Below are 23,296 nucleotides of genomic sequence, written 5' to 3'. Positions count from 1 at the left end.
GTTTCGGGATTTTAGAAAAATTTTACCCATATAACAATCAATTAAATAAAAAAGAACACTATGGCGGAAAACACCTTTAATACTGGTACGCCCAGTACTTCCGGACCTGAAAGACCAAAAAGCAACAAAAACGGGATTATTTACGGCGTTCTCATTGCCGCCCTGGTGGGAACATGGGGGTACATGTTTTACGACAAAAGCCAGACCAGCAAAGAGCTTGTGACAAAAGAAAACCAGCTGGACACCCTGACCACCTCCAGGAATGAGCTGCAATCAGAATATGACGCCGCCCAGGCACGCCTGGACGACCTGATTTCCCAGAACTCCCGTATGGACAGCCTCGTGAAAAGCAAGGATAAAGAGATAGCGGACATGAAAGGCCGCATCCAGAGCATTCTCAGCAACAAAAACGCGACTGCCGCCGAACTGGCTGAAGCGCGCAGGCTGATCGAACAGCTCAAGAGCAACACCGAAAATTACGTGGCAACCATCGAAAGGCTGGAAGGCGAGAAGATCGTTATCACCGGCGAGCGTGACGTAGCCCGTAAAGAGCGCGACTCCGTGACCGTGGTGAAAGACAGCCTCGGCAAACGTGTAGACCTCGGTTCTGTACTGCACGCTTCCAACATCAAGCTCTCCCCCATCAACGTTAGGCGCAACGGCAAGGAAGAAGTGACCTCCAAAGCCAAACGCGCAGACATGATGAGAGTGTCTTTCGACCTGGATAACCGCATCGCAACATCCGGCGACAAAGAGATCTTCGTTTCCATCACCGCGCCAGACGGCTCTCCCCTGGCGGTAGAAGCACTGGGCAGCGGCCGCTTCACCCTTGAGGACGGTACAGAGAAACTGTACACCGTGAAGAAAGTAGTGTCTTACGAAGCAGGCGGCTCCACTCCCGTGAGCATGGACTGGAAACAGAACTCCGATTTCAAACCCGGCGACTACACCGTAGAGATCTACCAGGGTGGTTACAAGATCGGCGCAGGCAAAGTGAACCTGAAAAAAGGCGGCCTGTTCAACTAACAGACAACAATCCAACATTCATAGTCCAAAGGGCGTAGCAAATAGCTGCGCCCTTTTTGTTTTTTCATGTTTGTTAACCGATAGTTATTGCAATTAAAATATATATGAAAATAAAATAAAATTAATTTTCTTTGCGAAGAATTTACGAACCAGCCATGCCGGATACGCAAAAAGGAGATTTAATGGGATACGATGTTTTGGAAACCCGGCAACCGGGAGAAAAAAGCCCGGAAATTATGGAGCTATTCGATAATAAACACGACATGGAACATACGAATAAAGTAGTTTATGTGATCGACGACGATGAGATTTTCCACTTTATTGTAAAGAAGATGTTTGGCCTGCAGGGATGGGACGTGAGTGTGAATTCCTTTCTTTCCGCCGAAGACGCGATCGAAGACCTGACCTCGTTTGCCGCCAATAACCTGCCCTGCCTCATCATCCTGGATATGAACATGCAGCGGATGAACGGATGGGACTTCATAGAAGCGTTCAGGGGGTTCAAGAACAGGCTGCCGCAGGATGTGCCCATTATCATGTGCTCTTCTTCCATGAACATCCAGGACCTGGAAAAAGTACGCAAAACGCCGGAACTGATGGCTTACATCACCAAGCCGCTGGACCGGTCCAAAATGAAAGAGATCGAAAAATATCTTTAAAAATATCTCTGCAAAAGAGAGCTAATACCCAAAAAAGTAACCCATAAAAAAAGAGCGGACCTGGTGTCCGCTCTTTTCGTTTTTATTATTCTTCATTTTCTAAGCAGATACTGCCTCCCCGTACATTTCAGCGCGGAGGTTTTTCACGCGCCCGTCTTCCAGGTACTCGTCGAAAGTGCTCAGGCGGTCGATAATGCCGCTGGGTGTGATCTCGATGATGCGGTTGGCTACGGATTGCATGAAGGTGTGGTCATGCGTGGTGAAGAGCACGATGCCTTTGAAATCTTTCATGCTTTCGTTGAAGCTCTGTATAGATTCGAGGTCCAGGTGGTTGGTAGGCTCGTCGAGGATCACCACGTTCGGGTCCTGGAGCATCATGCGGCTTACCATGCAGCGCACTTTTTCGCCACCGCTCAGTACGGAGGTCTTTTTCATGATCTCGTCGCCGCTGAACAGCATTTTACCGAGGAACCCGCGCAGGAAAGGCTCGTCCACATCGGTCACATGCGCCGGAACGTACTGGCGCAGCCAATCCATCAGGTTGAGGTTGCCGGTGAAGAACTGGGCGTTATCGTCGGGCAGGTAGGCCTTGGTAACGGTAGTGCCCCATTCCAGCTTACCGCCGTCCTGCTGCTGGTCGCCGTTGATGATATCGAAGAAGGTGCTGAGGGCCAGGTGGTCTTTGGACAGGAACGCGATCTTGTCTCCTTTGTTCACGGAGAAGGTCACGTCGCTGAAGAGTTTGCGGCCGTCAATGGATTTTTCCAGTTTTTCCACGTTCAGTATCTGGTTGCCCACTTCGCGGAGCTGCTTGAAGATGATGCCGGGGTATTTGCGGCTGGAAGGTTCAATGTCTTCAATAACCAGTTTTTCCAGGGCTTTCTTACGTGAAGTAGCCTGTTTGGATTTGGAAGCGTTCGCGGAGAAGCGGGCGATGAAGTCCATGAGGTCTTTCCGCTTGTCTTCCATCTTTTTATTCTTGTCGCTTATCTGGCGGGCGATCAGCTGGCTGGATTCGTACCAGAAAGTGTAGTTACCGGTGAAGATCTTGATCTTGGCGCGGTCCACATCCGCCACGTGCGTACAAACAGCGTCCAGGAAGTGACGGTCGTGGCTCACTACGATCACAATGTTCTCGTAATCCGCCAGGAAGTTCTCCAGCCACCCGATGGTTTCCACGTCAAGGTGGTTGGTCGGTTCGTCCAGCAGCAGTATATCAGGATTGCCGAAGAGCGCCTGTGCCAGCAGTACCCTTACTTTGAGGGCGCCGCTCAGGTCTTTCATCAGCGTCTGGTGCAGGTCTTCTTTCACGCCCAGGTCTCCCAGCAGCACACCGGCGTCGCTTTCAGCGGTATAGCCGCCCATTTCGCCGTATTCTGCTTCCAGTTCGCCCGCGCGCATGCCGTCTTCTTCGGTGAAGTCTTCTTTCGCATAAATGGAATCCCTTTCATGCGCGATTTCCCAGAGCTTTTTATTGCCCATAAGCACCGTATTGAGTACGGTCACCTCGTCGAACTCATAGTGGTTCTGTTTGAGGACAGACATGCGTTCGCCGGGGGTGATCTCCACGGTTCCCTTGTTCGGCTCTATTTCGCCGGAAAGTATCTTCAGGAAAGTGGATTTACCTGCCCCGTTGGCGCCGATAACACCATAGCAGTTCCCTTTTGTAAAGTTGAGATTTACTTCATCGAACAACACCCGTTTGCCGAAAGAAAGCGTGACGTTTTTAACACTGATCATACCTGGCTGTGAATTTGAAGCCGCAAAGTTACGAAATCCCGGGCATAACTCCATTTATTCCCGCCGGTCATTTAACAGCCATTATTGAACAATTTTCCGATATGTACTGTTATCAATTACAACTAAAAGTATCCACATGATCCATGAACTTGCAAAATACTGGTGGCTGGTGGTGCTCAGGGGCGCATTGGCCGTGCTTTTCGGCCTGATGGCCTTCATCTGGCCCGTCATTACGCTGGCTATCCTGGTCATTTTCCTGGGCGCTTATTTGCTGGTAGACGGTATTTTCGCCCTGGTGCACGGGTTCAGGGTGATGAAGACGGACAGCAGCTGGTGGGGATTTGTGCTGGTAGGGCTGGCGGGCATTGTGGCGGGACTCGTTGCTTTGTTCATGCCGGGCGTTACGGCCCTGTTCCTGGTTACGCTGGTGGCCCTGTGGTCTTTGGTAACGGGCATCCTGGAGATCATCATCGCCATCCGCCTGCGGAAGGAGATCACGGGGGAATGGATGCTGATCGTGGCGGGGATATTTTCAGTGATCTTCGGGATACTGCTTTTTATGCAGCCGGTCGCAGGAGTGGTCGTAATAGCCTGGTGGTTAGGGATTTACGCGCTTTTCCTGGGGATATTCCTGCTGTCTGTAGGCTTCAGGTTAAAAAAAGTAGCCAAAGAATTTAAACATACTTAAACTTCTCGTTCAAGCCACCGTCTAAACGGCCCGGAAGTTCGACGAATTTCTGAATTATGCTTGTGAAAAAAAGAAGGGCTGCTCTGCGGAGCAGCCCTTGCTTATGTTGAAAACGCATTGTTATTTCTCAATCCCTTCCAGGTAGAACAGGAAAGCGTATTGCAGGGCAACATCCTTCAGCGCTTTAAAACGCCCGCTGGCGCCGCCATGGCCTGCTTCCATGTTCGTTTCCATCAGCAATACCTCATCTCCCTTTTTCATTTCGCGCAGCTTGGCCACCCATTTGGCCGGTTCAAAATACTGTACCTGCGAATCGTGCAAGCCAGTGGTTACCAGCATATTGGGATATTCTTTGGCTTCCACATTGTCGTACGGGGAATAGGATTTCATGTATTCGTATGAATCCTTGTTCTTGGGATTGCCCCATTCATCAAATTCACCGGTAGTGAGGGGAATGCTTTCATCGAGCATGGTGGTTACCACGTCCACGAAAGGCACGGCGGCGATCACGCCTTTGAACAGGTCCGGCCGCATGTTCACCACGGCGCCCATCAGCAGGCCGCCCGCGCTGCCGCCCATCGCATAAAGGTGCTCTTTGACGGTGTATTTATTTGCGATCAAAAATTCCGCACAATCAATGAAGTCGGTAAAAGTATTTTTCTTCTTGAACATCTTCCCGTCTTCATACCACTGCCTTCCCAGCTCCTGCCCGCCGCGGATGTGAGCGATGGCGTAACAGAAACCACGGTCCAGCAGGCTGATGCGGTTGGAGCTGAAATACGGGTCCATGCTGGCGCCGTAGGAACCATAGCCATACAGCAGCAGCGGCGCCTTGCCGTTCTTCTCGAAACCTTTTTTGTATACCAGGCTGATGGGCACCAGCGTGCTGTCTTTCGCTTTGGCGAAGATGCGCTCTGTTACGTAGTTTTTCGGGTCGTATCCGCCGATCACTTCCTGCTGTTTCTTCAGCTCTTTCGCCTTCGTATCCATATTGTAATCGTAGGTGGAATTGGGCGTGGTGAGTGAAGTGTAGGAATAACGGAGGTTTTTGGTATCCAGTTCCGGGTTGCTGGTGCTATACGCCACGTACGCCGGTTCGCCGAAATCGAGGTAATGCTCCTGGCGCGTGATGTCGTTGATGATGCGCAGCTGCGTAAGGCCACCTTTGCGTTCAGACACCACGAGGAAATCCTTGAACAGGTCGATGCCTTCCAGCAGCACGTCCGGCCTGTGGGCGATCAGCTCCGTCCAGCCTGCCTTTCCGGTCTTATCCTGCGGGGCGGTCATGAGGCGGAAGTTCTTCGCGTCGTAATTGGTCACGATGTACCAGGTATTGCCGCGGTGATCGATGTCGTACAGCATATCTTTCTCGCGCGGGTGAAACACTTTGAAGGTACCATTGGGATCGTCTGCCCGGAGGTAACGGAATTCAGACGACAGCGTGCTGCCGCTCCCGATCAGGATGTAGTCGCGCGATTTGGTGCGGCCAAGGTAAGTGGAATACGTTTCGTCTTTTTCATGGAAGATCAGCGCGTCCTTATCCGCGGGCGTACCCAGGGTATGCCGGAAGATCTTCTCAGAACGCAGGGTGGTAGCGTTTTTGAAGGTGTAGAAGAAAGTCTTGTTGTCTTTCGCCCACGTTGCGCCGCCGGTCGTGTTTTTAATCACTTCCGGGTATATTTCGCCTGTTTCCAGGTTCTTCACGTAGAGGTCGTACTGGCGGCGGCTTACAGTGTCTACGCCGTATACCAGCAATTTGTTATCGAAGCTGACGGCTGTGCCCCCTACCTGGAAATATTCATGTCCCTGCGCCAGGTCATTTACGTTCAGGTATATTTCCTCCGGCGCGGACTCGGAGCCTTTTTTGCGGCAATAGATCGGGTACTCCTTTCCTTCTTCGAAGCGGGTGTAGTATACGTAACCGTTAGCGAGCACGGGCACGCTTTCATCTTTTTCCTTGATCCTTCCTTTCAGCTCACCGAACAGGTCTTCCCGCAGTTTTTTCACCGGGCTGAGCATCGTATCCGTGTACTTGTTCTCGGCTTCGAGGTAAGCGATCACCTTTGGATTTTCCCTTTCATTGAGCCAGTAATAATTATCGATCCTGGTATCTCCATGGATCGTGAGTTCTTTCCTGATCTTTTCTGCCACTGGCGGAGTCACGTTCATTTTATCGGTCTTTTTTTCTGTTTTACTGTTACAGGCTGTTAGTATCACTACAGCCAGCATGGGGAGGGTATTGGATTTCATAATACAGGTTTAGGATCATTAAATTTAAGGAATATAGGGCTAAAAAAACGGGGCCCATGGCCCCGTTCATGTAATAATCTAACGAATCTTCATTTTCTCCGGATCCCAGTCTATCAGTTTCTTTTTAAAATAACTTTCATTCGCTGCCAGGGCGGGGCCCGCAGCACGGAGGCCGAAAGAGGCGTCTTCTACCACGGGTTTGCCGCTGCGGATAGACTCGAAGAAGTTCGCGAAATGGTCCAGGCGGTCGTCGTACCCTGCGGGCGCTTTGTAGGCCGATTCATCAGCTTTTACCTGGGCACGGTCTGCCTCGCTGTATTTTGCGTTATAATCTTTGATGAAGGCTTCCTGCTGGGCTTTGGTAAAGGTGTTGAAAGTATCCCATCCGCCATAGCCCGGGGCTTTCGGCAATTTGTGGCGCTTGATCTTAAAATCGTTCCAGCCCAGCTCCATCACGCCTTCGGTGCCAATCAGGCGGGTGAATTCGGAGCCGCCGCCGCCGTCTGCGAAGTTCACGCGCAGCTGCATCTGGAAGGAAGGATGCTCTTTTGTTTCAGGATATTCGAAAATGGCTACCATCACATCCGGCACATCACGACCGTCGTTCCACTGCACCAGGTTGCCGGTGCTGTAAATGCGGCTGGGGCCTTTGGAGCCGATCATAAAGTGCAGGCCGGTAATGAGATGCACGAAAAGGTCGCCGGGAACGCCGGTGCCGTAGGCCTGATAGTTCCTCCAACGGAAGAACCGCACGGGATCGAAGGGCATCTTAGCAGTGTCTTTCAGGAACGCGTCCCAGTCTATCGTTTTCGGTGAAGCATCGGTGGGAATGGAATATTGCCATGCACCGAGGGCGCTGTGCCGGTCGATCTTGGCCTCCACGAGGTTAAGCCGGCCGATGTCGCCCGCGAGGTAACGTTTCCTTGCCTCTGCAAGCGCCACGCTGCTCACGCGCTGGCTACCCACCTGGAATACCTTTTGGGTCCTCTGCTGCGCGGCGATCACGGCATGACCTTCCGCGATCTGCTGCACCATTGGTTTTTCGCAGTACACGTGTTTGCCTTTCTCCATGGCGGCAATGCTTTGCGTATCGTGCCAATGGTCTGGCGTGGCGATCACTACCGCGTCTATATCTTTTCTTTCCAGTATCTCCCGGTAATCGCGGGTGGTGAAGATCTGGCTGCCGTAAACGGATTTCGCTTTTTCGAGGTGGCCATCGTACAGGTCGGCCACGGCCACGAGCTCTATGCCCGGTACTTTCAATGCGGTGTTCACATCACCAAAGCCCATGATGCCCATGCCGATGCCGGCTATGCGGATCTTGTCGTTCGGGCTGATGCGTTTTTCGGGTTGCAGGATGATGGCCGGCTCTGCCGCCAGGCCGCTGAGGGAGCCGGCGCCCAGTAATGCTGCGGTGCTGCCCAGTTGTTTGATGAATTTTCGACGGGAATTTGTAGACATATGCCCAAGATAATAAAGCGGGGTCGAAAATGCAATGGGGTTTGTATGAGTGGGGAAAGATGACCGCGAATCCCTTAGTATGCTTGTTTTAGCAGCCGGTTTGTTCATATGGAAGGCAAACCGCTATAAAACAACAAAGCCGGCCAAATGGCCGGCTGTTGCTACTTATAGTCTTATAGTACAAATTATGCCTTGGAAGTGAACCCAGCGCCGATGAACTCGCGGTTGAGGCGGGCAATGTTCGAAATGGAAATGCCTTTGGGACATTCCGCTTCGCAGGCGCCGGTGTTGGTGCAGCTGCCAAAGCCTTCTTTGTCCATCTGCGCCACCATGTCTTCCGCGCGTTGTCTGTGCTCGGGCAGGCCCTGGGGCAGCAACGACAGCTGCGATACTTTTGCGGAAGTGAACAGCATCGCGGAAGAGTTCTTACAGGCTGCTACGCAGGCGCCGCAACCGATACAGGCTGCCGCTGCAAACGCAGCGTCTGCATCTGTTTTATCGATGGGAATGGCGTTGGCGTCTACGGCATTACCGGTATTCACGGAAATAAAACCACCGGCCTGGATGATGCGGTCAAAGGCGCTGCGGTCTACCGCCAGGTCTTTGATCACCGGGAAAGCCTTGGCCCTCCAGGGTTCCACCACGATGGTATCGCCATCGTTGTAAGCGCGCATGTGCAGCTGACAGGTAGTTGTTTCATGCCAGGGGCCGTGTGCGCGGCCGTTTATATACATGGAGCAGGCGCCACAGATGCCTTCGCGGCAGTCGTGGTCAAATGCGATCGGTTCTTTGCCTTCGTTGATCAAACGCTCATTCAGTACGTCGAACATCTCGAGGAACGACATGTCGGAAGATACATCGGAAACCTGGTAGGTTTCGAAACCTCCTTTGTCCTGCGAGTTCTGTTGGCGCCAAACTTTTAATGTGAGCTTCATAATTTTAGATTTATATGTCCCTTATCAACTTATTTGTAGCTACGCTGCGTAGGATGAACGATGTCGAACGTAAGCGGTTCTTTGTGCATTTCAGAACTGCTCGGGCCTTTGTATTCCCAGGCCGCTACGTAGGAGAACTCTTCGTCTATACGCTGCGCTTCACCGTCCTTGTCCTGTGACTCTTCACGGAAGTGGCCGCCACAGGATTCCCTCCTGTTCAGCGCGTCTTTGCACATCAGCTCGCCCAGCTCCAGGAAATCCGCCACACGGCCGGCTTTCTCCAGCTCGGGGTTAAACTCGTTCTGTTTACCGGGGATGCGCACGTCTTTCCAGAATTCTTCCCTTAAAGCCTGGATCTCTTTGATCGCTTCCTGGAGGCCTTGCTCATTGCGGGCCATACCGCATTTGTCCCACATGATCTTGCCGAGGGCTTTGTGGAAGTGGTCTACGGAATGTTTGCCCTTGATGTTCATCAGCCTGTCCAGTTGGTCCTGCACGGCCTTTTCAGCAGCCACGAAAGCGGGATCATCGGTGGGTACGGGTTTGGTGTGGATCTCGTCTGCCAGGTAGTTGCCGATGGTGTAAGGGATCACGAAGTACCCGTCTGCCAGGCCCTGCATCAGCGCGGAAGCACCGAGACGGTTGGCGCCGTGGTCGGAGAAGTTGGCTTCGCCGAGGGCGTACAGGCCGGGCACGGTGGTCATCAGCTCATAGTCTACCCACAGGCCGCCCATGGTGTAGTGCACCGCGGGGTAAATGCGCATGGGGGTTTCGTATGGGTTTTCGCCGGTGATCTTGGCGTACATGTCGAAGAGGTTGCCGTATTTTTCTTTCACCACTTCTTTACCCATGGCGATGATCTCTTCTTTGCTGGCATGGTCCTGCCCTTTTTTGCTGGCCTCGATCTTGCCGTAACGCATGATAGCGTCTGCGTAATCGAGGTACACGGCCATTTTGGAAGCGCCCACGCCGTAGCCGGCGTCGCATCTTTCTTTGGCCGCGCGGGAAGCCACGTCGCGGGGAACGAGGTTACCGAAGGCGGGGTATCTTCTTTCGAGGTAATAATCCCTTTCTTCTTCGGGTATATCGGTAGCCTTGCGGTTATCGTCTTTCTTTTTGGGCACCCAGATGCGGCCGTCGTTGCGGAGCGATTCGGACATGAGCGTGAGCTTGCTCTGATGGTCGCCGGAAACGGGGATGCAGGTAGGGTGGATCTGTGTAAAGCAGGGGTTGCCGAAGAAAGCGCCCTGTTTGTGGGCTTTCCAGGCTGCGGTTACGTTAGAGCCCATGGCGTTGGTGGAGAGGAAGAACACGTTGCCGTAGCCGCCGCTGCAGATGAGCACGGCGTGGCCGAAGTGCCTTTCCAGTTTACCGCTAACGAGGTCGCGGGCAATGATGCCGCGCGCTTTGCCGTCGATCTTCACGATGTCGAGCATTTCGTGGCGGTTGTACATTTTAACGTTGCCGAGGGAAACCTGGCGCTGGAGGGCTGAATAGGCGCCCAGCAGCAATTGCTGGCCGGTTTGGCCGGCAGCGTAGAAAGTACGTTGCACCTGCGTGCCGCCGAAAGAGCGGTTGCTCAGCAGGCCGCCGTATTCACGTGCGAAGGGAACGCCCTGTGCCACGCATTGATCGATGATGGCGCCGCTCACTTCGGCAAGACGGTAAACGTTGCCTTCGCGGGCACGGTAGTCGCCGCCTTTAACGGTATCGTAGAAGAGACGGAACACGGAGTCGCCGTCGTTCTGGTAGTTCTTTGCAGCGTTGATACCACCCTGCGCAGCGATGGAGTGTGCGCGGCGGGCGCTATCCTGGAAGCAAAATGCTTTCACTTTGTAGCCCAGTTCGGCGAGTGAAGCGGCCGCGGAGGCGCCGGCGAGGCCGGTTCCTATCACGATCACTTCCAGCTTCCGTTTGTTGGCCGGGTTCACCAGCTTTACGGTGCTTTTATATTTGCTCCACTTTTGTTCGAGGGGGCCGGCAGGAATCTTTGCGTTCAACATATATCCTTGCTTTATCAGATTTGTTTAATGTAAATAACAACCGGTATTACAGCAAAACCAACAGGGATGAGGATCCCGAAGAACCATACCCCGATGAAGCTGATCAGTCCGTTGTACTTTGGATGGTTGAGGCCGAAGGTCTGGCAGGCGCTTTTGAAGCCGTGGATCAGGTGGAACGAAAGGGCCACCATGCCGAGCACGTAGAGCGCTACGATCCAGAGTTCCTTAAAAGCAAACCAAACCACTTCGTAAAGGTTGCCTACTTTGGTAACGGCGCCATAGCTGACCTCACCGATCTCGCCGTAGTGCATGGCCCACCAGAACTGGGAGAGGTGAATAACGATGAAAATGAAGAGAACGCTGCCCATGATGGCCATCTGCCGGCTGAACCAGGAGGATGTTTTGTTGCCGGGATGTACCGCGTATTTGACAGGACGGGCTGCCCTGTTCCGGAAAGTAAGCTGGAGTGCGATTACCAGGTGGATGAGGATCACGATTTTTAACCCCCAGGCAATGAACTGGATCAGGCCGTTATGCCCCATGAAGGCGGCATAGGTGTTAAAAGCCTCTCCCCCGTCCTCTTTCAGTAATGCAAGGTTACCGGCCAGGTGCACGATCACGAATGAGCACAGGAACAGACCGGTAGCGCCTACCAGCAATTTTTTACCAATGGAGGTATTAAAGAATTGCGACCATTTCATAAGATACGTTCTAAGCTTCCTTTAGTATGAATAAATAAGAATAAGTGAAATGTCGGGCAAATTTATAACATGAAAAATTAAAACCAAATGATATTTATCACGAAAAAGGCCTATTCAAGGCGGCGCATCATCCAGTTATCTACGAGATTAAACAAGTGCTGGGGAAGAAAAGTTCTCCATTTAGGCTCGTCGAGGAGGTTTACATAGGTCTCAAGGCGGGAGCGTTCGAATTCCTGCCGCGTTTGTACAGGGAGGTTCAGCAGCACGATCCAGCCGCCCTCATCACGGATGTCGTCCCACCATTCTTCGTAATAACAATCATCTGAGGAATAGTAGTTGAGCACGTTTTCGCCGATGAGGATGAATTTATAAATGCCCCGGGCGATCAGCACATCGATGATATCCCTTTTCAGGGTCATGATGTTGTTTTCCACGGCATCGTTCCACTCGCCGATCAGCTCAATGATCGCGTAATTGAACTGGTAATCGGCGAACAGGATCTTCATATAAAGATTGGGAGCGCCAAAGTCATCCCATTGGGGATGAATGTAGTAGTTATAAACCGTATTGGAGAATTCAAACTCGCTATATTCACGCCCATAGAACGGCGACAGCTCATCTTCTTCAGCTGTGTACAGGTGCCGCCAGTTATAGAATGGTTCTATCTCATGCATGACGGCAATTTAAGATTTTTTTACTTCCGGCTTTCCACCGCTTTCTTCACGCTGCCAAATTCCAGCAGCAGTTCTTTGGCGGCCGTGTAGTCCGTGAGCTGCAGCTGTTCCATCACCATTTTCACGCCCCTGTCTACCAGTTTGTCGTTGCTCAGCTGCATGTTCACCATTTTATTGTCTTCCACCCTTCCCAGCTGGATCATCACGGTGGTGGAGATCATGTTCAGCACGAGTTTCTGCGCGGTGCCGCTTTTCATGCGGGTGCTGCCGGTTACGAATTCGGGGCCTACCACTACTTCCACGGGAAAGTCCGCCTGTTCGGACACAGGCGCGCCGGGGTTACAGCTGATGCTGCCGGTGGTAATGCCATTGGCCCTGCAGGCCTGTAAGGCGCCGATCACGTAAGGCGTGGTACCGCTCGCGGCGATGCCTACCACTACGTCTTTATCGCTGATGTTCCATTGCTGGAGGTCGCGCCAGCCCTGCTCCCGGTCGTCTTCCGCGTTCTCCACGGCGCGGCGGATGGCAGAGTCGCCGCCTGCAATAAGGCCTACCACGAGGCCCTGTGGCACGCCATAAGTGGGCGGGCATTCGGAAGCGTCCAGTATGCCGAGGCGGCCGCTGGTGCCGGCGCCCAGGTAAAACAGGCGGCCGCCGGCCAGCATTTTATCGGCAATGGCCGCGGTGAGTTTCGTGATCTGGGGGATAGCCTTCTCCACGGCTTCGGAAACGGTCTTATCTTCCTTATTGATATTGGTGAGCACTTCCTGCACGGTCATCTGCTCGAGGTGACGGTAATGACTTGCTTGTTCGGTTACTTTGATAAATGCCATATCGGAGAATTATTCATTGTCTTCATGAAAAACAGTAAGCCCGTCCATCGGGTTGCGGAGCACTCTTCCCAGCTGCAGCTCGTACAGCTGGCAAAGCTCTTCGATGATATCCCTGAAATGCCATGCCACGCTGCCGGTGAAGTGGAGGGGAGCGGTCCAGCTTTCGCTGTATTTGTAAATGTGGTTGAAAAAGAATTCGTTCAGCCCGTCTTCCAGGATGTTCTCGATCATGTAATGCCCCCTGTTCTCGGCCAGGAAAGGCGTGAACGACGCGAGGTAGCGGTTGGGCAGGGGCTTGCGGTATATGCTGTCCAGTATCTGGTCGCGGCCGGTGCTGAACTTCTGGTCGAAGCGGAAACGCATTTCATCGTCGAAGGTCTGGTAGAGATAGTACTGCAGCACTTTTTTCCCAAGGAAAGCCCCGCTGCCTTCGTCTCCCAGGATGAAACCCAGGCCGGGATTGTTTTTTACTATTTCGTTTCCATCGTAATAACAGGAATTGGAGCCGGTGCCCAGGATGCTGGCAATGCCGGGCTCACGGCCGCAAAGCGCGCGGGCGGCGCCCAGCAGGTCTGTATTCACCGATATTTTTGCCTGGGGCCATACGGCTTGCAGGGCTTTGTGCACCAGCTTTACATTCTGCTCCGCCGAACAGCCGGTGCCGTAGTAGAACAGCTCATCCGGCGCCCTGCCTTCCAGCTGCGGCAGCAATTCTTCCCTTATCAGCTCTTCCATCTGAACGCTGGTTTGAAAATAGGGGCTGATGCCCTGCGTGTTGTAAGTGCTGCGCAACTTACCGTCCATCAGGCACCATTCCGTTTTTGTAGACCCGCTATCCGCCACCAGCTTAACTTTCGAAGCCATATCCAATCGTTTATGAAATTAAAGTTTAGATGTAGATGTTTTGCTTATGAATATGTTATTTTTGTTCACAAGTTAAGCAAAAGGGTCATTCCCGTCAACGTTTTAAATATTCATATGTCGGATAACAGGAAGTTAAAAGTGTTTCTGCCGCTGTTATTTGCCCTGGTTCTGGCACTGGGCATGTACCTCGGGCATAAGATGCCCCAAACCCGCAACAGCGATTCCCGTGCCTTTTTCAGGAATAACAAGGGTACCATCCAGGAAGTAATGGACCTGCTGAAGTATAATTATGTGGATACACTGGATGTTGCCACCGCGCAGGAAGAGGCCATAGAAGGACTTCTCTCCCACCTGGACCCGCATTCCGTGTATATCCCCCCCGCCGATGTGCAGGAAGTGAATGAAGACCTGGACGGTAATTTTGAAGGTATCGGCGTGGAGTTCAACATCATCCGCGACACGGTGAACATCGTGAACGTCATCGCCGGCGGGCCTTCAGATGCTGCCGGCCTGCTCACCGGCGATAAGATCCTCCGCGTCAACGATTCTATCGTGGTAACCGGGAAAGAGATCTCCAACGAAAGGATCCGCAAGCTGCTGCGCGGCCCCCGCAATTCCACCGTAAAGGCCACCCTGCTGCGCGGCAGCAAGGAGCTCGGCGTTACCATCAAACGCGGGCTGATACCGCTCAATAGTGTGGACGCCAGCTACATGACCGCTCCCGGCGTGGGCTATATTAAGATCAGCAAATTTGCCGCCACCACCTATACCGAGTTCATGGAAGCAACCCGCAAGCTGCAAAAGCTGGGCATGCAAAAGCTCATCATCGACCTCCGCCAGAACGGCGGCGGTCTGCTGGATGCGGCTACCCGCCTGGCAGACGAGCTGCTGGACGGCAATAAACTCATCGTATACACGCAGGGAAAGAACTCTCCCCGCCAGGATTATAACTGCACCCGCCCGGGCGTTTTCGAAAAAGGCCCGCTCACCATCCTCGTGGATGAAGGCTCCGCCTCCGCCAGTGAAGTACTGGCCGGCGCCGTGCAGGACTGGGACCGCGGCGAGATCATCGGGCGGCGCAGCTTCGGTAAAGGCCTCGTACAGGAACCTTTCGACCTCAACAACGGCGGCACCCTGCGCCTCACCATTGCCAGGTATTACCTGCCCAGCGGCCGCAGCATCCAGAAAAGCTATGAGAACGGCCGCGCGGCTTATGAAGAAGATATCGCCAACCGTTATAACCATGGCGAATTCCTGAACCAGGACAGCATCCGCCCGGTAGACAGCTCGCTGAAATTCAAAACGCCCGCCGGCAAGATCGTGTATGGCGGAGGCGGCATCATGCCCGACGTGTTCATTCCTTTCGATACCACCCGCTATTCGCAATTGCTAACGGAGCTGTATACCCGTAATGTTTTCGGCAATTTCATTTACGAATACTACACTGCCAATGCAGGATCGTTCAAACAATATAAAAGCGCGGAAGATTTTAATGCGAAGTTCCATGTAGACAATGCGCTGATCAATTCCTTCCGCAACTTCGCCGGCAGCCAGCAGGTGAAAACGGACAAGCTGGGTGCGAACGATCTCCAGGAGATCACCCTCCGGCTGAAAGCCTTACTGGCAAGGCAGTTGTGGAGAAGTGAAGGATATTACATGGTGATCAACCACGGTGATAAAGTGATTGACCGCGCGGTGGGCGAACTGGCGAATATGAAATAAATTACCAGAAAATACTTTAATAAAAACCTCCCCTTACTGCGGGAGGTTTTTTATTTCAGGCCGGTCTTCCAGCGGGTAAAACCACGCAGCAGCAATGGCGGTAGTGAGGTATACGAGCACGATGAATAATCTTCCCCACCCGAACTCCTCGAAAATATTGGCAGGATCTACCAGCGGAAATACCAGGAAAGTAAGCACCACACTCAATCCTACCGCTTTCACCATCGCGATCCTTTTGATTTTCAGGCTTGTTTCTTTTTTGAAAGCGCGGTACCCCATCCAGGCGAAAAGCAGGAGGCCGGGCAGGCCGTACAATACGGATACCAGCAGGGCAAGGATATACACAAAACTGAAGTTCCAGGACGCGTAAACGGATTGTTCGTTCAGCTGCAAAAGAATGAGAATGATCAGCGGGGGCAGGCTTAAGCTGGTAAGCCATACCAGGATGACGTAGAGGGTCAGTTTGGACGAGAACATAGGTATACGGTTATAAGGATATTCGGTTGGCCAAATATACATATTCCCATAATTCGAAATATGACACCAACGGGTGATCAGCGTTTGCGGATGCGGGCGCGGTCTTCTTCGTAGTCGCGTTTCAGATCGCGCAGTTCCTGTTCCAACTCCCTGCGGGCCACGCGTTTATCCTTATCCGTGGTATAGGTTTTATCTTCAAATTCCTTCGTGCGTTGGATGCGGCTTTTTTCGTAATCGGCTTTCAGGTCAGCCAGCGCTTCATCCAGCTGGATGTCTGCCTGCACGTCGTCCAGCTTTTTGCGGAGCCCCTCCATCTTCTTCTCCATTGCAGCAGCGCTGGAAGGGTCTTTGATGACGGTTTTCACGGTTTCCATCATTTCCAGGATCACGGTACGGAGCTGGGCGCGGTTGTCGGGGGAAATTTCAGTGCCTTCAAAAGAAAGCTGGTCGGGATTGAATTGTGAAAAAGCCTGCAGGATGCTGTCGCGCGCGGAAGCGGGGAGCTGCGCAAGCCCTTGCAGGTCAGTGCCGGGGAAGCGGAAAACATAATCATTCCCCGTAGGTTGGGAAAAGGTATAAAGATGCGCCCCGGCGAGGAGCAGCAGGATTACCAGGAATTTTTTCATCAGACGGTCCGGTTTGCTGAGCCCTTAAAACAATTGCTGTGCCAAAGGCGGTTATGAATTCCTGAAAAAACGCAGCGGGGATGTTAAAATTGCGGCGATGGCAGCACAATAAAAGGTCGGAAGGCGGGCACAATAAAAAATCCCCCCGGCATGCCGGAGGGACCATATGGTTATCGCAAACCCTGATTAGTGTTTGTGAGCGCTGTCAGCAGCAGGAGCTACGGTAGAATCAGCAGCAACTACGGTAGAGTCAGCAACAACTGAAGAGTCAGCCGGAGGAGCTGCCTGCAGGGTAGAAGAATCAACGGTGGTAGTGGTAGAGTCAGTAGTGGCAGTAGAGCTGCTGTTGCAAGCAACGAACAGGCCGGTAGCGATAGCTAATACGAATAATTTTTTCATGTTGATTTTGTTTTTAAATCGGCGCAAAGTTATTCAAAATTCCCGTAGTACAAAATATATTTTTATTTAATAACAGGAATTTACTTCTTCCGGAAGAAAATCCTTACCGGAACGCCCTGGAAATTAAAGTTTTCGCGGAGTTTGTTTTCCAGGTAGTTCTTATAAGGCGTTTTGATATCGTCCGGCAGGTTGGCGAAGAAAGCAAAAGAGGGCGTTTGCGTAGGCAACTGCGTCACATATTTGATCTTGATGGCCGTTCCCCTCACTACCGGCGGGCGAAATGCCTCTACGGCCTTCAGCATCACATCGTTCAGTTTGGAGGTCTGCACTTTGCGCTGGCGGTTTTCATACACTTCCAGGGCAGTTTCTATCGCTTTGAATATCCTTTGTTTTTCGGTCACGGACGCGAAAATGATGGGAACGTCGGTAAACGGCGCCAGGCGCTGTTTCAGCACTTTTTCATAGTCGCGTGCGGTATTGGTTTCTTTTTCCACCAGGTCCCATTTGTTCACCATGATCACGATGCCCTTGCCTTTGCGGGCGGCCAGGCTGAAAATGCTGAGATCCTGTGCCGCGATACCTTTTTCAGCATCCAGCAGCAGAAGGCATACATCCGCTTCATCCAGCGCTTTGATGGCGCGGATCACGGAATAGAACTCCAGGTCTTCATGCACCTTCGATTTGCGGCGGATGCCGGCGGTGTCTATCAGTACAAAATCTTTCTGGAACAGCTTGTAACGGGTATGAATGGTATCGCGGGTGGTACCGGCGATGTCGGACACGATGTTGCGCTCCTCGCCTATCAGCGCGTTCAGCAGGCTGGATTTGCCTACGTTCGGCTGGCCGATGATGGCGATCTTCGGAATGCCTTCTTCTTCGCCCGGCGTAGCCTGTTCATCTTCCGGGATGAGGGCGGCCACTTCGTCCAGCAGTTCGCCGGTGCCGCTGCCGCTCATGGAAGAGAGGAAAAATATACGCTCGAAGCCCATACTGTAGAACTCTGCGGCCTCCAGCTGGCGTTCGTGGTTGTCCACTTTGTTGACGGCGAGGAACACGGGTTTGGCGGAACGGCGCAGCAGGTCGGCCACATCGGCGTCCAGGTCTGTAATGCCGGTTGTCACATCTACCATGAAGATCAGCACGTTCGCCTCTTCCATGGCTATTTTCACCTGTTTGCGTATCTCGCGTTCAAACACGTCTTCGCTCCGGGAAACGAATCCCCCGGTATCAATAACGTTGAAGGTCTTGCCGTTCCAATCGGCCAAACCGTACTGCCGGTCGCGGGTTACGCCGCTCACGTCGTCCACAATGGCCTTCCGCTGCTCCAGCAAGCGGTTGAACAGCGTAGATTTTCCCACGTTGGGGCGTCCCACAATTGCTACTGTAAAACCAGGCATATCGATCTTGTTTTTAAAATGTCTTGTTAAACCAACCCGTACTCGCGCAGGTAAGTATCGTTGTCACGCCATTTGCCGCGCACTTTCACATGCAGTTCCAGGAACACTTTGCGGTCCAGGAACTTTTCAATATCCGCTCTAGCCTGCGACCCGATCTCGCGGATGCTTTTCCCTTTTTCCCCGAGGATAATGCCTTTCTGCGTTTCCCGCGTCACGATGATCTCCGCGGAGATCTTGGTGAGGGTGTTCTTTTCCTGGAACTGGGTAACGAGCACGGCTGTATGATAAGGTATCTCCTCGTCGAACAGGTGGAAGATTTTTTCACGGATCAGCTCGGCCACGAAGAAGCGGGTGGAGCGGTCTGTGAGCGTGTCTTCCGGGTAAAACGGCTCGCTTTCGGGCAGTTGCTGCAGGATGGCCTTCATCAGTTCATCGAGCCCTTTCTTTTGCAGGGCGGAAATGAACACGATGGCTTTGGCTTTGCCCCATTTTTCGAGGCGTTCGCGGAGTGCTTCCTGCGCGGGCTTTTCCAGCGTGTCCATTTTGTTGACCACGAGAATGCTGGTGGCTTTCAGCTTAAGCGAGCTGAACAGCGCGAGCGTGTCTTCGGTATCATCCTTTGCGTCCATGAGCAGCAGGGCAACGTCTGCATCTTCCAGGGCCGATTTCACGGCGCCCATCATCTTCTCATGCATTTTATACTTCGGGTCTATTATGCCCGGGGTATCCGAAAACACAACCTGGTAGCCTGGTTCGGTAACGATGCCGGTTATGCGGTGGCGGGTTGTTTGCACCTTGGGCGACACAATAGCCAGTTTTTCGCCCAGCAAAGCGTTGAGCAAAGTACTTTTCCCGGCATTGGGTTTACCGAAGATGTTCACAAATCCTGCACGGTGCATATGAGATCGTTTAGTTTGCGTTCGGGTGCAAAGGTACTACAAATTAGAAAAGCCGTTAGGGCCGGGTCCGTACCTGGTTTCCCTAAATAAAAAATCCCGCTCCTTGAGCGGGACCTTTAATTTTTTGTAGCGAGGAGAGGATTCGAACCTCTGACCTTCGGGTTATGAGCCCGACGAGCTACCTCTGCTCTACCTCGCAATGTGGGTGCAAAGGTAAGCGAATTTTCTACGCCACCAAATATTTTTCGCTCCGAAAACGGAAAACATATTGATTAGGTATTGAAAATCAGGTACCACGGCGGGTTACAGCTGTTTGAATTTTTATTTCATTCTGTGAAACAGCTGATGGTCTGCCTGGCTGACAGGCGGAAGTTCTTTGTTTCCGACATCAGATTGTCTGGCCGTTTATTCAACAGGCATCAACCAAACAAATCGCAGGCAATTACCGCTCCACTCCTCTCCCGCTTTCTAAAACGGCAGATCGTCCATTGGCTGATCCGGTTCAGTAGCCTCTTTTCCTTCCCCGGCCCTTTCACCGCTGCGCGAACCGCCGGCCAGCAGCTGCACATTCGTAACGCGGAGCTTCAGCGATACGGCGGGCTGTCCTTTTTTGTCCGTATACATTTCCATGTAAGGCGTGCCCTCCACATACACGTAAGTTCCCTGGAGCAAATAAGGGCCAATGGAGTTCGGCGCCCATAATGCGCAATTGGCCCAGATAGTGCGTTCTTTCACTTCGCCTGCGGCAGTTTTGAAACGCTCGTTGTGCGCTACACTAAAGTTGAGCACATTTTTCCCGTTGACGGTGTTCATCACAGCATCTTGTCCCAGATGCCCGATTAACGAAAGCTTGATCATCTGAATGATGGTTAAAGGTTAACAATAAATAAAAAATACCGGTGCAGGGGAATTTAAGCAGGATGTATGACGGTTAACTTTCTGAAGATAAGAAAAAAACTGATCCGGAAAAATATTTCCTCCAAATTCCTTCCATGTGTCTAACTTTGCAGCAGAAACCGGATCGCACACTCATTTCCAGATCCCTTTTCACCTCGGGGTGCCTTACTATCAGGCTGAGATCACACCCGTTGAACCTGGACCAGGTAATGCTGGTTAGGAAAGGTAAGCGATGTTTCCTTACCTGTTATTTTACGATAGTTGACAGCGGATGCCCTGCATGCGCTGTGACCGGGCATGAACATTAACATGTGTATAAACAGGATGACAATGAAAACAATGATCCTGCTTGCGCTCGTAGCCCTCAGCGGCTTTGCGCAGGCTCAAACCAGGGTTTCGGGCACGGTAACGGACCGGAACACGGGTAAACCGCTCGAAGGCGCCACAGTGGCCGTATTGAACGGCCCCAGCACCTTTACCAACAACAAGGGCCAATACCGCATCACCATTCCCGCGCAAACTGCGCCCATATTGCAGGCCAGCTTCCTGGGCTTCAGCTCCCTCCGCGATACGCTGCAACCCGGCGCCGCCACTGCCGATTTTTCCTTGCAGGAAACCGGCCTCTTCGTGAAAGCCGTTGAAATAGCCAGCCTCCGCGCCGGCAGGAACGCCCCTTTCACCAAAAGCGACCTCGGTAAAGAAGATATCGCCAAACAGAACCTCGGCCAGGACCTCCCGCTGCTGCTGAACCAGCTGCCTTCCGTGGTGACCAGTTCAGATGCAGGCGCTGGCGTAGGCTACACCGGCCTCCGCGTCCGCGGCAGCGACATCACCCGCATCAACGTAACAGTAAACGGTATTCCTATCAACGACGCGGAATCGCAGGGAACCTTCTTCGTCAACATGCCCGACTTCGCATCGTCTGTAAACAGCATACAGCTGCAACGGGGCGTAGGCACTTCCACCAACGGCGCAGGCGCTTTCGGGGCCACACTCAACCTCTCCACCAACGAATACAACGAAAAAGCATACGGTGAAGTGAATGCCGGGTACGGCTCGTTCGATACCTGGAAAACCACGGTGAAAGCAGGTTCCGGCCTTATCAATAATCACTTCACCTTCGATGCAAGGCTGTCTAAGATATCTTCAAACGGGTATGTAGACAGGGCTTCTTCTGACCTGAAATCCTTCTACACCTCCGCCGCTTACATCTCCAAAAAAACGGCGGTGCGCCTCAACGTCTTTTCCGGTAAGGAAAAAACTTACCAGGCCTGGAACGGCATCTCCCAGGGCGACCTGGACACCAACCGCACTTATAATCCCAGCGGCGCCATCGCCTCAAAACCAGGACAGTTCTACGACAACGAAACAGACAACTACCAGCAGGACCACTACCAGCTGTTCTTCAACCAGGCCCTCCGCCCGGATATAAACTTCAACATAGCGCTGCATTACACCCGCGGCCGCGGTTATTATGAGAACTACCGCAACGATGAAAGTTATGCGGACTTCGGCGTGGAACCTCCCGTGGTGAACGGCGCTCCCGTCAACACCACCGACCTCATCCGCCAGCTGTGGCTGGACAATCACTTCTACGGCGGCATCTTTTCATTCCGCCAGGAGCTGAGCCGCTTCAACTGGAGCGCAGGCGGCGGCTGGAACCGTTACGATGGCAAACACTATGGCAAAGTGATCTGGGCGCAGAACGGCGGCTTTGATAAAGACCACCGCTGGTATGATCTTGATGCGCATAAATCAGATTTCAATATCTACTGGAAAGGCGAATTCGCCATCACTGCGAAACTCCGCGCATTCGCGGATGTGCAGTACAGGCATGTGAACTATGAGCTGAACGGATTCCGCAACAACCCGGGCATCCGGAGGGACGAGGAATACAACTTCTTCAATCCCAAAGCAGGCCTCACTTTCCAGCTAAACGACCAGCAGCATGTATACGCATCCTTCGCCATCGGCAACAAAGAGCCGAACCGCGACGACTTCGAAGCGGGCGTTACAGAAACGCCGGAACATGAGACCCTGCGCAACCTCGAAGCCGGTTACGTACTGCATGCACAAAATGCAGGGCTGCAGGCCAACGTGTATTACATGAATTATAAAAACCAGTTGGTGCTCACCGGCAGGATCAACGATGTAGGCGCATACGCCAGGACCAATATCCCGGAAAGCTATCGTCTCGGCGTAGAGCTGGAAGGATACTACAACCTGTGCCCGCAACTTACCCTGGCGGGCAACGTAGCGCTGAGCAGGAACCGCATCCCGGACTTCTCCGAATTCGTGGATGACTGGGACAATGGCGGGCAAAAAACCGTGTCTTACAAAGACCGCGACATCTCCTTCTCTCCCGAACTCATCTTCGGCTACACCGTTACCGCGCGCCCCGTAAAAGGCCTCAGCATCGACTGGCTGGGCAAATACACAGGCCGCCAGTACCTGGACAATACCTCCGACCTGGCGCGCAGTCTTAAATCATACCTCGTGAACGACCTGCGGTTCAACTACACTGTTCCGCAGCACTTCTTCAAAGAACTGGCGCTGCAACTGATGCTGAACAATATTTTCGATGTGAAATACGTGCCCAACGGCTTCACGTATTCGTACATAGAAGAAGGCATGCAGAAGGCGCAGAACAGCTACCTGCCGATGGCAAGGTTTAATTTTATGACGGGGGTGAGAGTCGCATTCTGACATGGTTTCCCGCAAAGTGAGAAGGCCGTTCAAAAAAGTAATTCACTTTTTTTGAACGGCCTTTTTGATGTTTTTTTTAATCATCAAATTCACTTAGTTTTGAAATATGACAGATACAGAACACTATAAAGCGCTAAAAAAAGCACTGATCGCGCAGCGGCGGGAATTGTCCCGCTCCCAGGCTGCCCGGGACAAGCTCATTGATGAGCTGGGTATGCGTCATCTATTGCCGGATCTAATTGTATATTTCAATTCGATCTCGACAAAAAAGAGAACTGCATCCAGGAAAAAAAGTTCCTGAATACCACTGCTGCATTGTTGTTAACCTCATATAGAAAT

The 23,296-nt window shown here is 52.4% G+C and carries 20 protein-coding genes, 1 tRNA gene and 1 riboswitch; of the genes, 5 read left to right on the top strand and 16 right to left on the bottom strand.

What is annotated here, in order from left to right; translation table 11 throughout:
• Positions 1-60 precede the first annotated feature (60 nt).
• Both R3I13_RS20475 and R3I13_RS20470 read left to right on the top strand, forming a co-directional pair.
• Positions 61-1,026, top strand: coding sequence for a hypothetical protein (locus R3I13_RS20475; RefSeq protein WP_346319836.1), 966 nt, complete (start codon positions 61-63; stop codon positions 1,024-1,026).
• A 236-nt stretch (positions 1,027-1,262) separates the two neighbouring features.
• Complete coding sequence (locus tag R3I13_RS20470) at positions 1,263-1,685, top strand: response regulator (RefSeq protein ID WP_346319835.1); 423 nt, start codon at positions 1,263-1,265, stop codon at positions 1,683-1,685.
• Between the two features lie 99 nt (positions 1,686-1,784).
• Here R3I13_RS20470 and R3I13_RS20465 read toward each other — a convergent pair whose 3' ends face one another.
• Positions 1,785-3,425 carry an ATP-binding cassette domain-containing protein gene (locus tag R3I13_RS20465; RefSeq protein WP_346319834.1) on the bottom strand — a complete coding sequence of 547 codons (1,641 nt, stop codon included), beginning with the start codon at positions 3,423-3,425 and terminating at the stop codon, positions 1,785-1,787.
• 136 nt (positions 3,426-3,561) lie between these two features.
• Here R3I13_RS20465 and R3I13_RS20460 point away from each other — a divergent pair, with 136 nt between their 5' ends.
• Positions 3,562-4,113 (top strand): HdeD family acid-resistance protein, encoded by a 552-nt coding sequence (locus R3I13_RS20460; RefSeq protein ID WP_346319833.1) that lies wholly within the window; start codon positions 3,562-3,564, stop codon positions 4,111-4,113.
• A 120-nt stretch (positions 4,114-4,233) separates the two neighbouring features.
• Here the strand turns inward: R3I13_RS20460 and R3I13_RS20455 are convergent, their stop codons facing one another.
• The 8 genes from R3I13_RS20455 to R3I13_RS20420 all read right to left on the bottom strand — a co-directional run bounded on the left by R3I13_RS20455 (position 4,234) and on the right by R3I13_RS20420 (position 13,834).
• Complete coding sequence (locus tag R3I13_RS20455) at positions 4,234-6,363, bottom strand: S9 family peptidase (protein WP_346319832.1); 2,130 nt, start codon at positions 6,361-6,363, stop codon at positions 4,234-4,236.
• A 78-nt stretch (positions 6,364-6,441) separates the two neighbouring features.
• The gene (locus tag R3I13_RS20450) at positions 6,442-7,824 is read right to left on the bottom strand and encodes a Gfo/Idh/MocA family oxidoreductase (RefSeq protein ID WP_346319831.1); all 1,383 of its coding nucleotides are present in this window, start codon (positions 7,822-7,824) and stop codon (positions 6,442-6,444) included.
• Between the two features lie 185 nt (positions 7,825-8,009).
• Positions 8,010-8,759, bottom strand: a complete 750-nt coding sequence (locus R3I13_RS20445; RefSeq protein ID WP_346319830.1) for a succinate dehydrogenase/fumarate reductase iron-sulfur subunit — start codon at positions 8,757-8,759, stop codon at positions 8,010-8,012.
• A 29-nt stretch (positions 8,760-8,788) separates the two neighbouring features.
• Positions 8,789-10,762, bottom strand: a complete 1,974-nt coding sequence (locus tag R3I13_RS20440; protein WP_346319829.1) for a fumarate reductase/succinate dehydrogenase flavoprotein subunit — start codon at positions 10,760-10,762, stop codon at positions 8,789-8,791.
• A gap of 14 nt (positions 10,763-10,776) precedes the next feature.
• Complete coding sequence (locus R3I13_RS20435; RefSeq protein ID WP_346319828.1) at positions 10,777-11,463, bottom strand: succinate dehydrogenase cytochrome b subunit; 687 nt, start codon at positions 11,461-11,463, stop codon at positions 10,777-10,779.
• A 110-nt stretch (positions 11,464-11,573) separates the two neighbouring features.
• Positions 11,574-12,137 (bottom strand): hypothetical protein, encoded by a 564-nt coding sequence (locus R3I13_RS20430; protein WP_346319827.1) that lies wholly within the window; start codon positions 12,135-12,137, stop codon positions 11,574-11,576.
• A gap of 20 nt (positions 12,138-12,157) precedes the next feature.
• Positions 12,158-12,970 carry an N-acetylmuramic acid 6-phosphate etherase gene (gene murQ, locus R3I13_RS20425; protein ID WP_346319826.1) on the bottom strand — a complete coding sequence of 271 codons (813 nt, stop codon included), beginning with the start codon at positions 12,968-12,970 and terminating at the stop codon, positions 12,158-12,160.
• A 9-nt stretch (positions 12,971-12,979) separates the two neighbouring features.
• Positions 12,980-13,834 (bottom strand): N-acetylglucosamine kinase, encoded by an 855-nt coding sequence (locus tag R3I13_RS20420; protein ID WP_346319825.1) that lies wholly within the window; start codon positions 13,832-13,834, stop codon positions 12,980-12,982.
• A 114-nt stretch (positions 13,835-13,948) separates the two neighbouring features.
• Here R3I13_RS20420 and R3I13_RS20415 point away from each other — a divergent pair, with 114 nt between their 5' ends.
• Positions 13,949-15,556, top strand: a complete 1,608-nt coding sequence (locus tag R3I13_RS20415; protein WP_346319824.1) for a S41 family peptidase — start codon at positions 13,949-13,951, stop codon at positions 15,554-15,556.
• Between the two features lie 33 nt (positions 15,557-15,589).
• Here the strand turns inward: R3I13_RS20415 and R3I13_RS20410 are convergent, their stop codons facing one another.
• The 7 genes from R3I13_RS20410 to ssb form a co-directional block, all read right to left on the bottom strand.
• Positions 15,590-16,033, bottom strand: coding sequence for a hypothetical protein (locus R3I13_RS20410; protein ID WP_346319823.1), 444 nt, complete (start codon positions 16,031-16,033; stop codon positions 15,590-15,592).
• A 77-nt stretch (positions 16,034-16,110) separates the two neighbouring features.
• A complete protein-coding gene (locus tag R3I13_RS20405) occupies positions 16,111-16,659 on the bottom strand; it encodes a hypothetical protein (protein WP_346319822.1) in 549 nt (182 codons plus the stop codon).
• A 186-nt stretch (positions 16,660-16,845) separates the two neighbouring features.
• Positions 16,846-17,058: a hypothetical protein gene (locus tag R3I13_RS20400; protein ID WP_346319821.1), complete on the bottom strand. Its 213-nt coding sequence runs from the start codon at positions 17,056-17,058 to the stop codon at positions 16,846-16,848.
• Positions 17,059-17,138: 80 nt separating this feature from the next.
• Positions 17,139-18,455 carry a ribosome biogenesis GTPase Der gene (gene der, locus R3I13_RS20395; protein WP_346319820.1) on the bottom strand — a complete coding sequence of 439 codons (1,317 nt, stop codon included), beginning with the start codon at positions 18,453-18,455 and terminating at the stop codon, positions 17,139-17,141.
• A gap of 26 nt (positions 18,456-18,481) precedes the next feature.
• Positions 18,482-19,354 carry a GTPase Era gene (gene era, locus R3I13_RS20390; protein WP_346319819.1) on the bottom strand — a complete coding sequence of 291 codons (873 nt, stop codon included), beginning with the start codon at positions 19,352-19,354 and terminating at the stop codon, positions 18,482-18,484.
• A 127-nt stretch (positions 19,355-19,481) separates the two neighbouring features.
• Positions 19,482-19,553: transfer RNA gene (locus R3I13_RS20385), tRNA-Met, on the bottom strand.
• A gap of 269 nt (positions 19,554-19,822) precedes the next feature.
• Positions 19,823-20,212 carry a single-stranded DNA-binding protein gene (gene ssb / locus R3I13_RS20380; protein WP_346319818.1) on the bottom strand — a complete coding sequence of 130 codons (390 nt, stop codon included), beginning with the start codon at positions 20,210-20,212 and terminating at the stop codon, positions 19,823-19,825.
• A gap of 185 nt (positions 20,213-20,397) precedes the next feature.
• Positions 20,398-20,491, top strand: a riboswitch (TPP riboswitch).
• A 90-nt stretch (positions 20,492-20,581) separates the two neighbouring features.
• On the opposite strand from ssb, the gene R3I13_RS20375 reads away from it, so the two are divergent.
• A complete protein-coding gene (locus tag R3I13_RS20375) occupies positions 20,582-22,957 on the top strand; it encodes a TonB-dependent receptor (RefSeq protein ID WP_346319817.1) in 2,376 nt (791 codons plus the stop codon).
• Positions 22,958-23,296: the final 339 nt, after the last annotated feature.

Source organism: Chitinophaga sp. YIM B06452, assembly GCF_039655965.1.
GTDB lineage: Bacteria > Bacteroidota > Bacteroidia > Chitinophagales > Chitinophagaceae > Chitinophaga.
The sequence above is the reverse complement of the archived record's forward strand: the minus strand, read 5'-3'. Positions and strand labels throughout refer to the sequence as shown.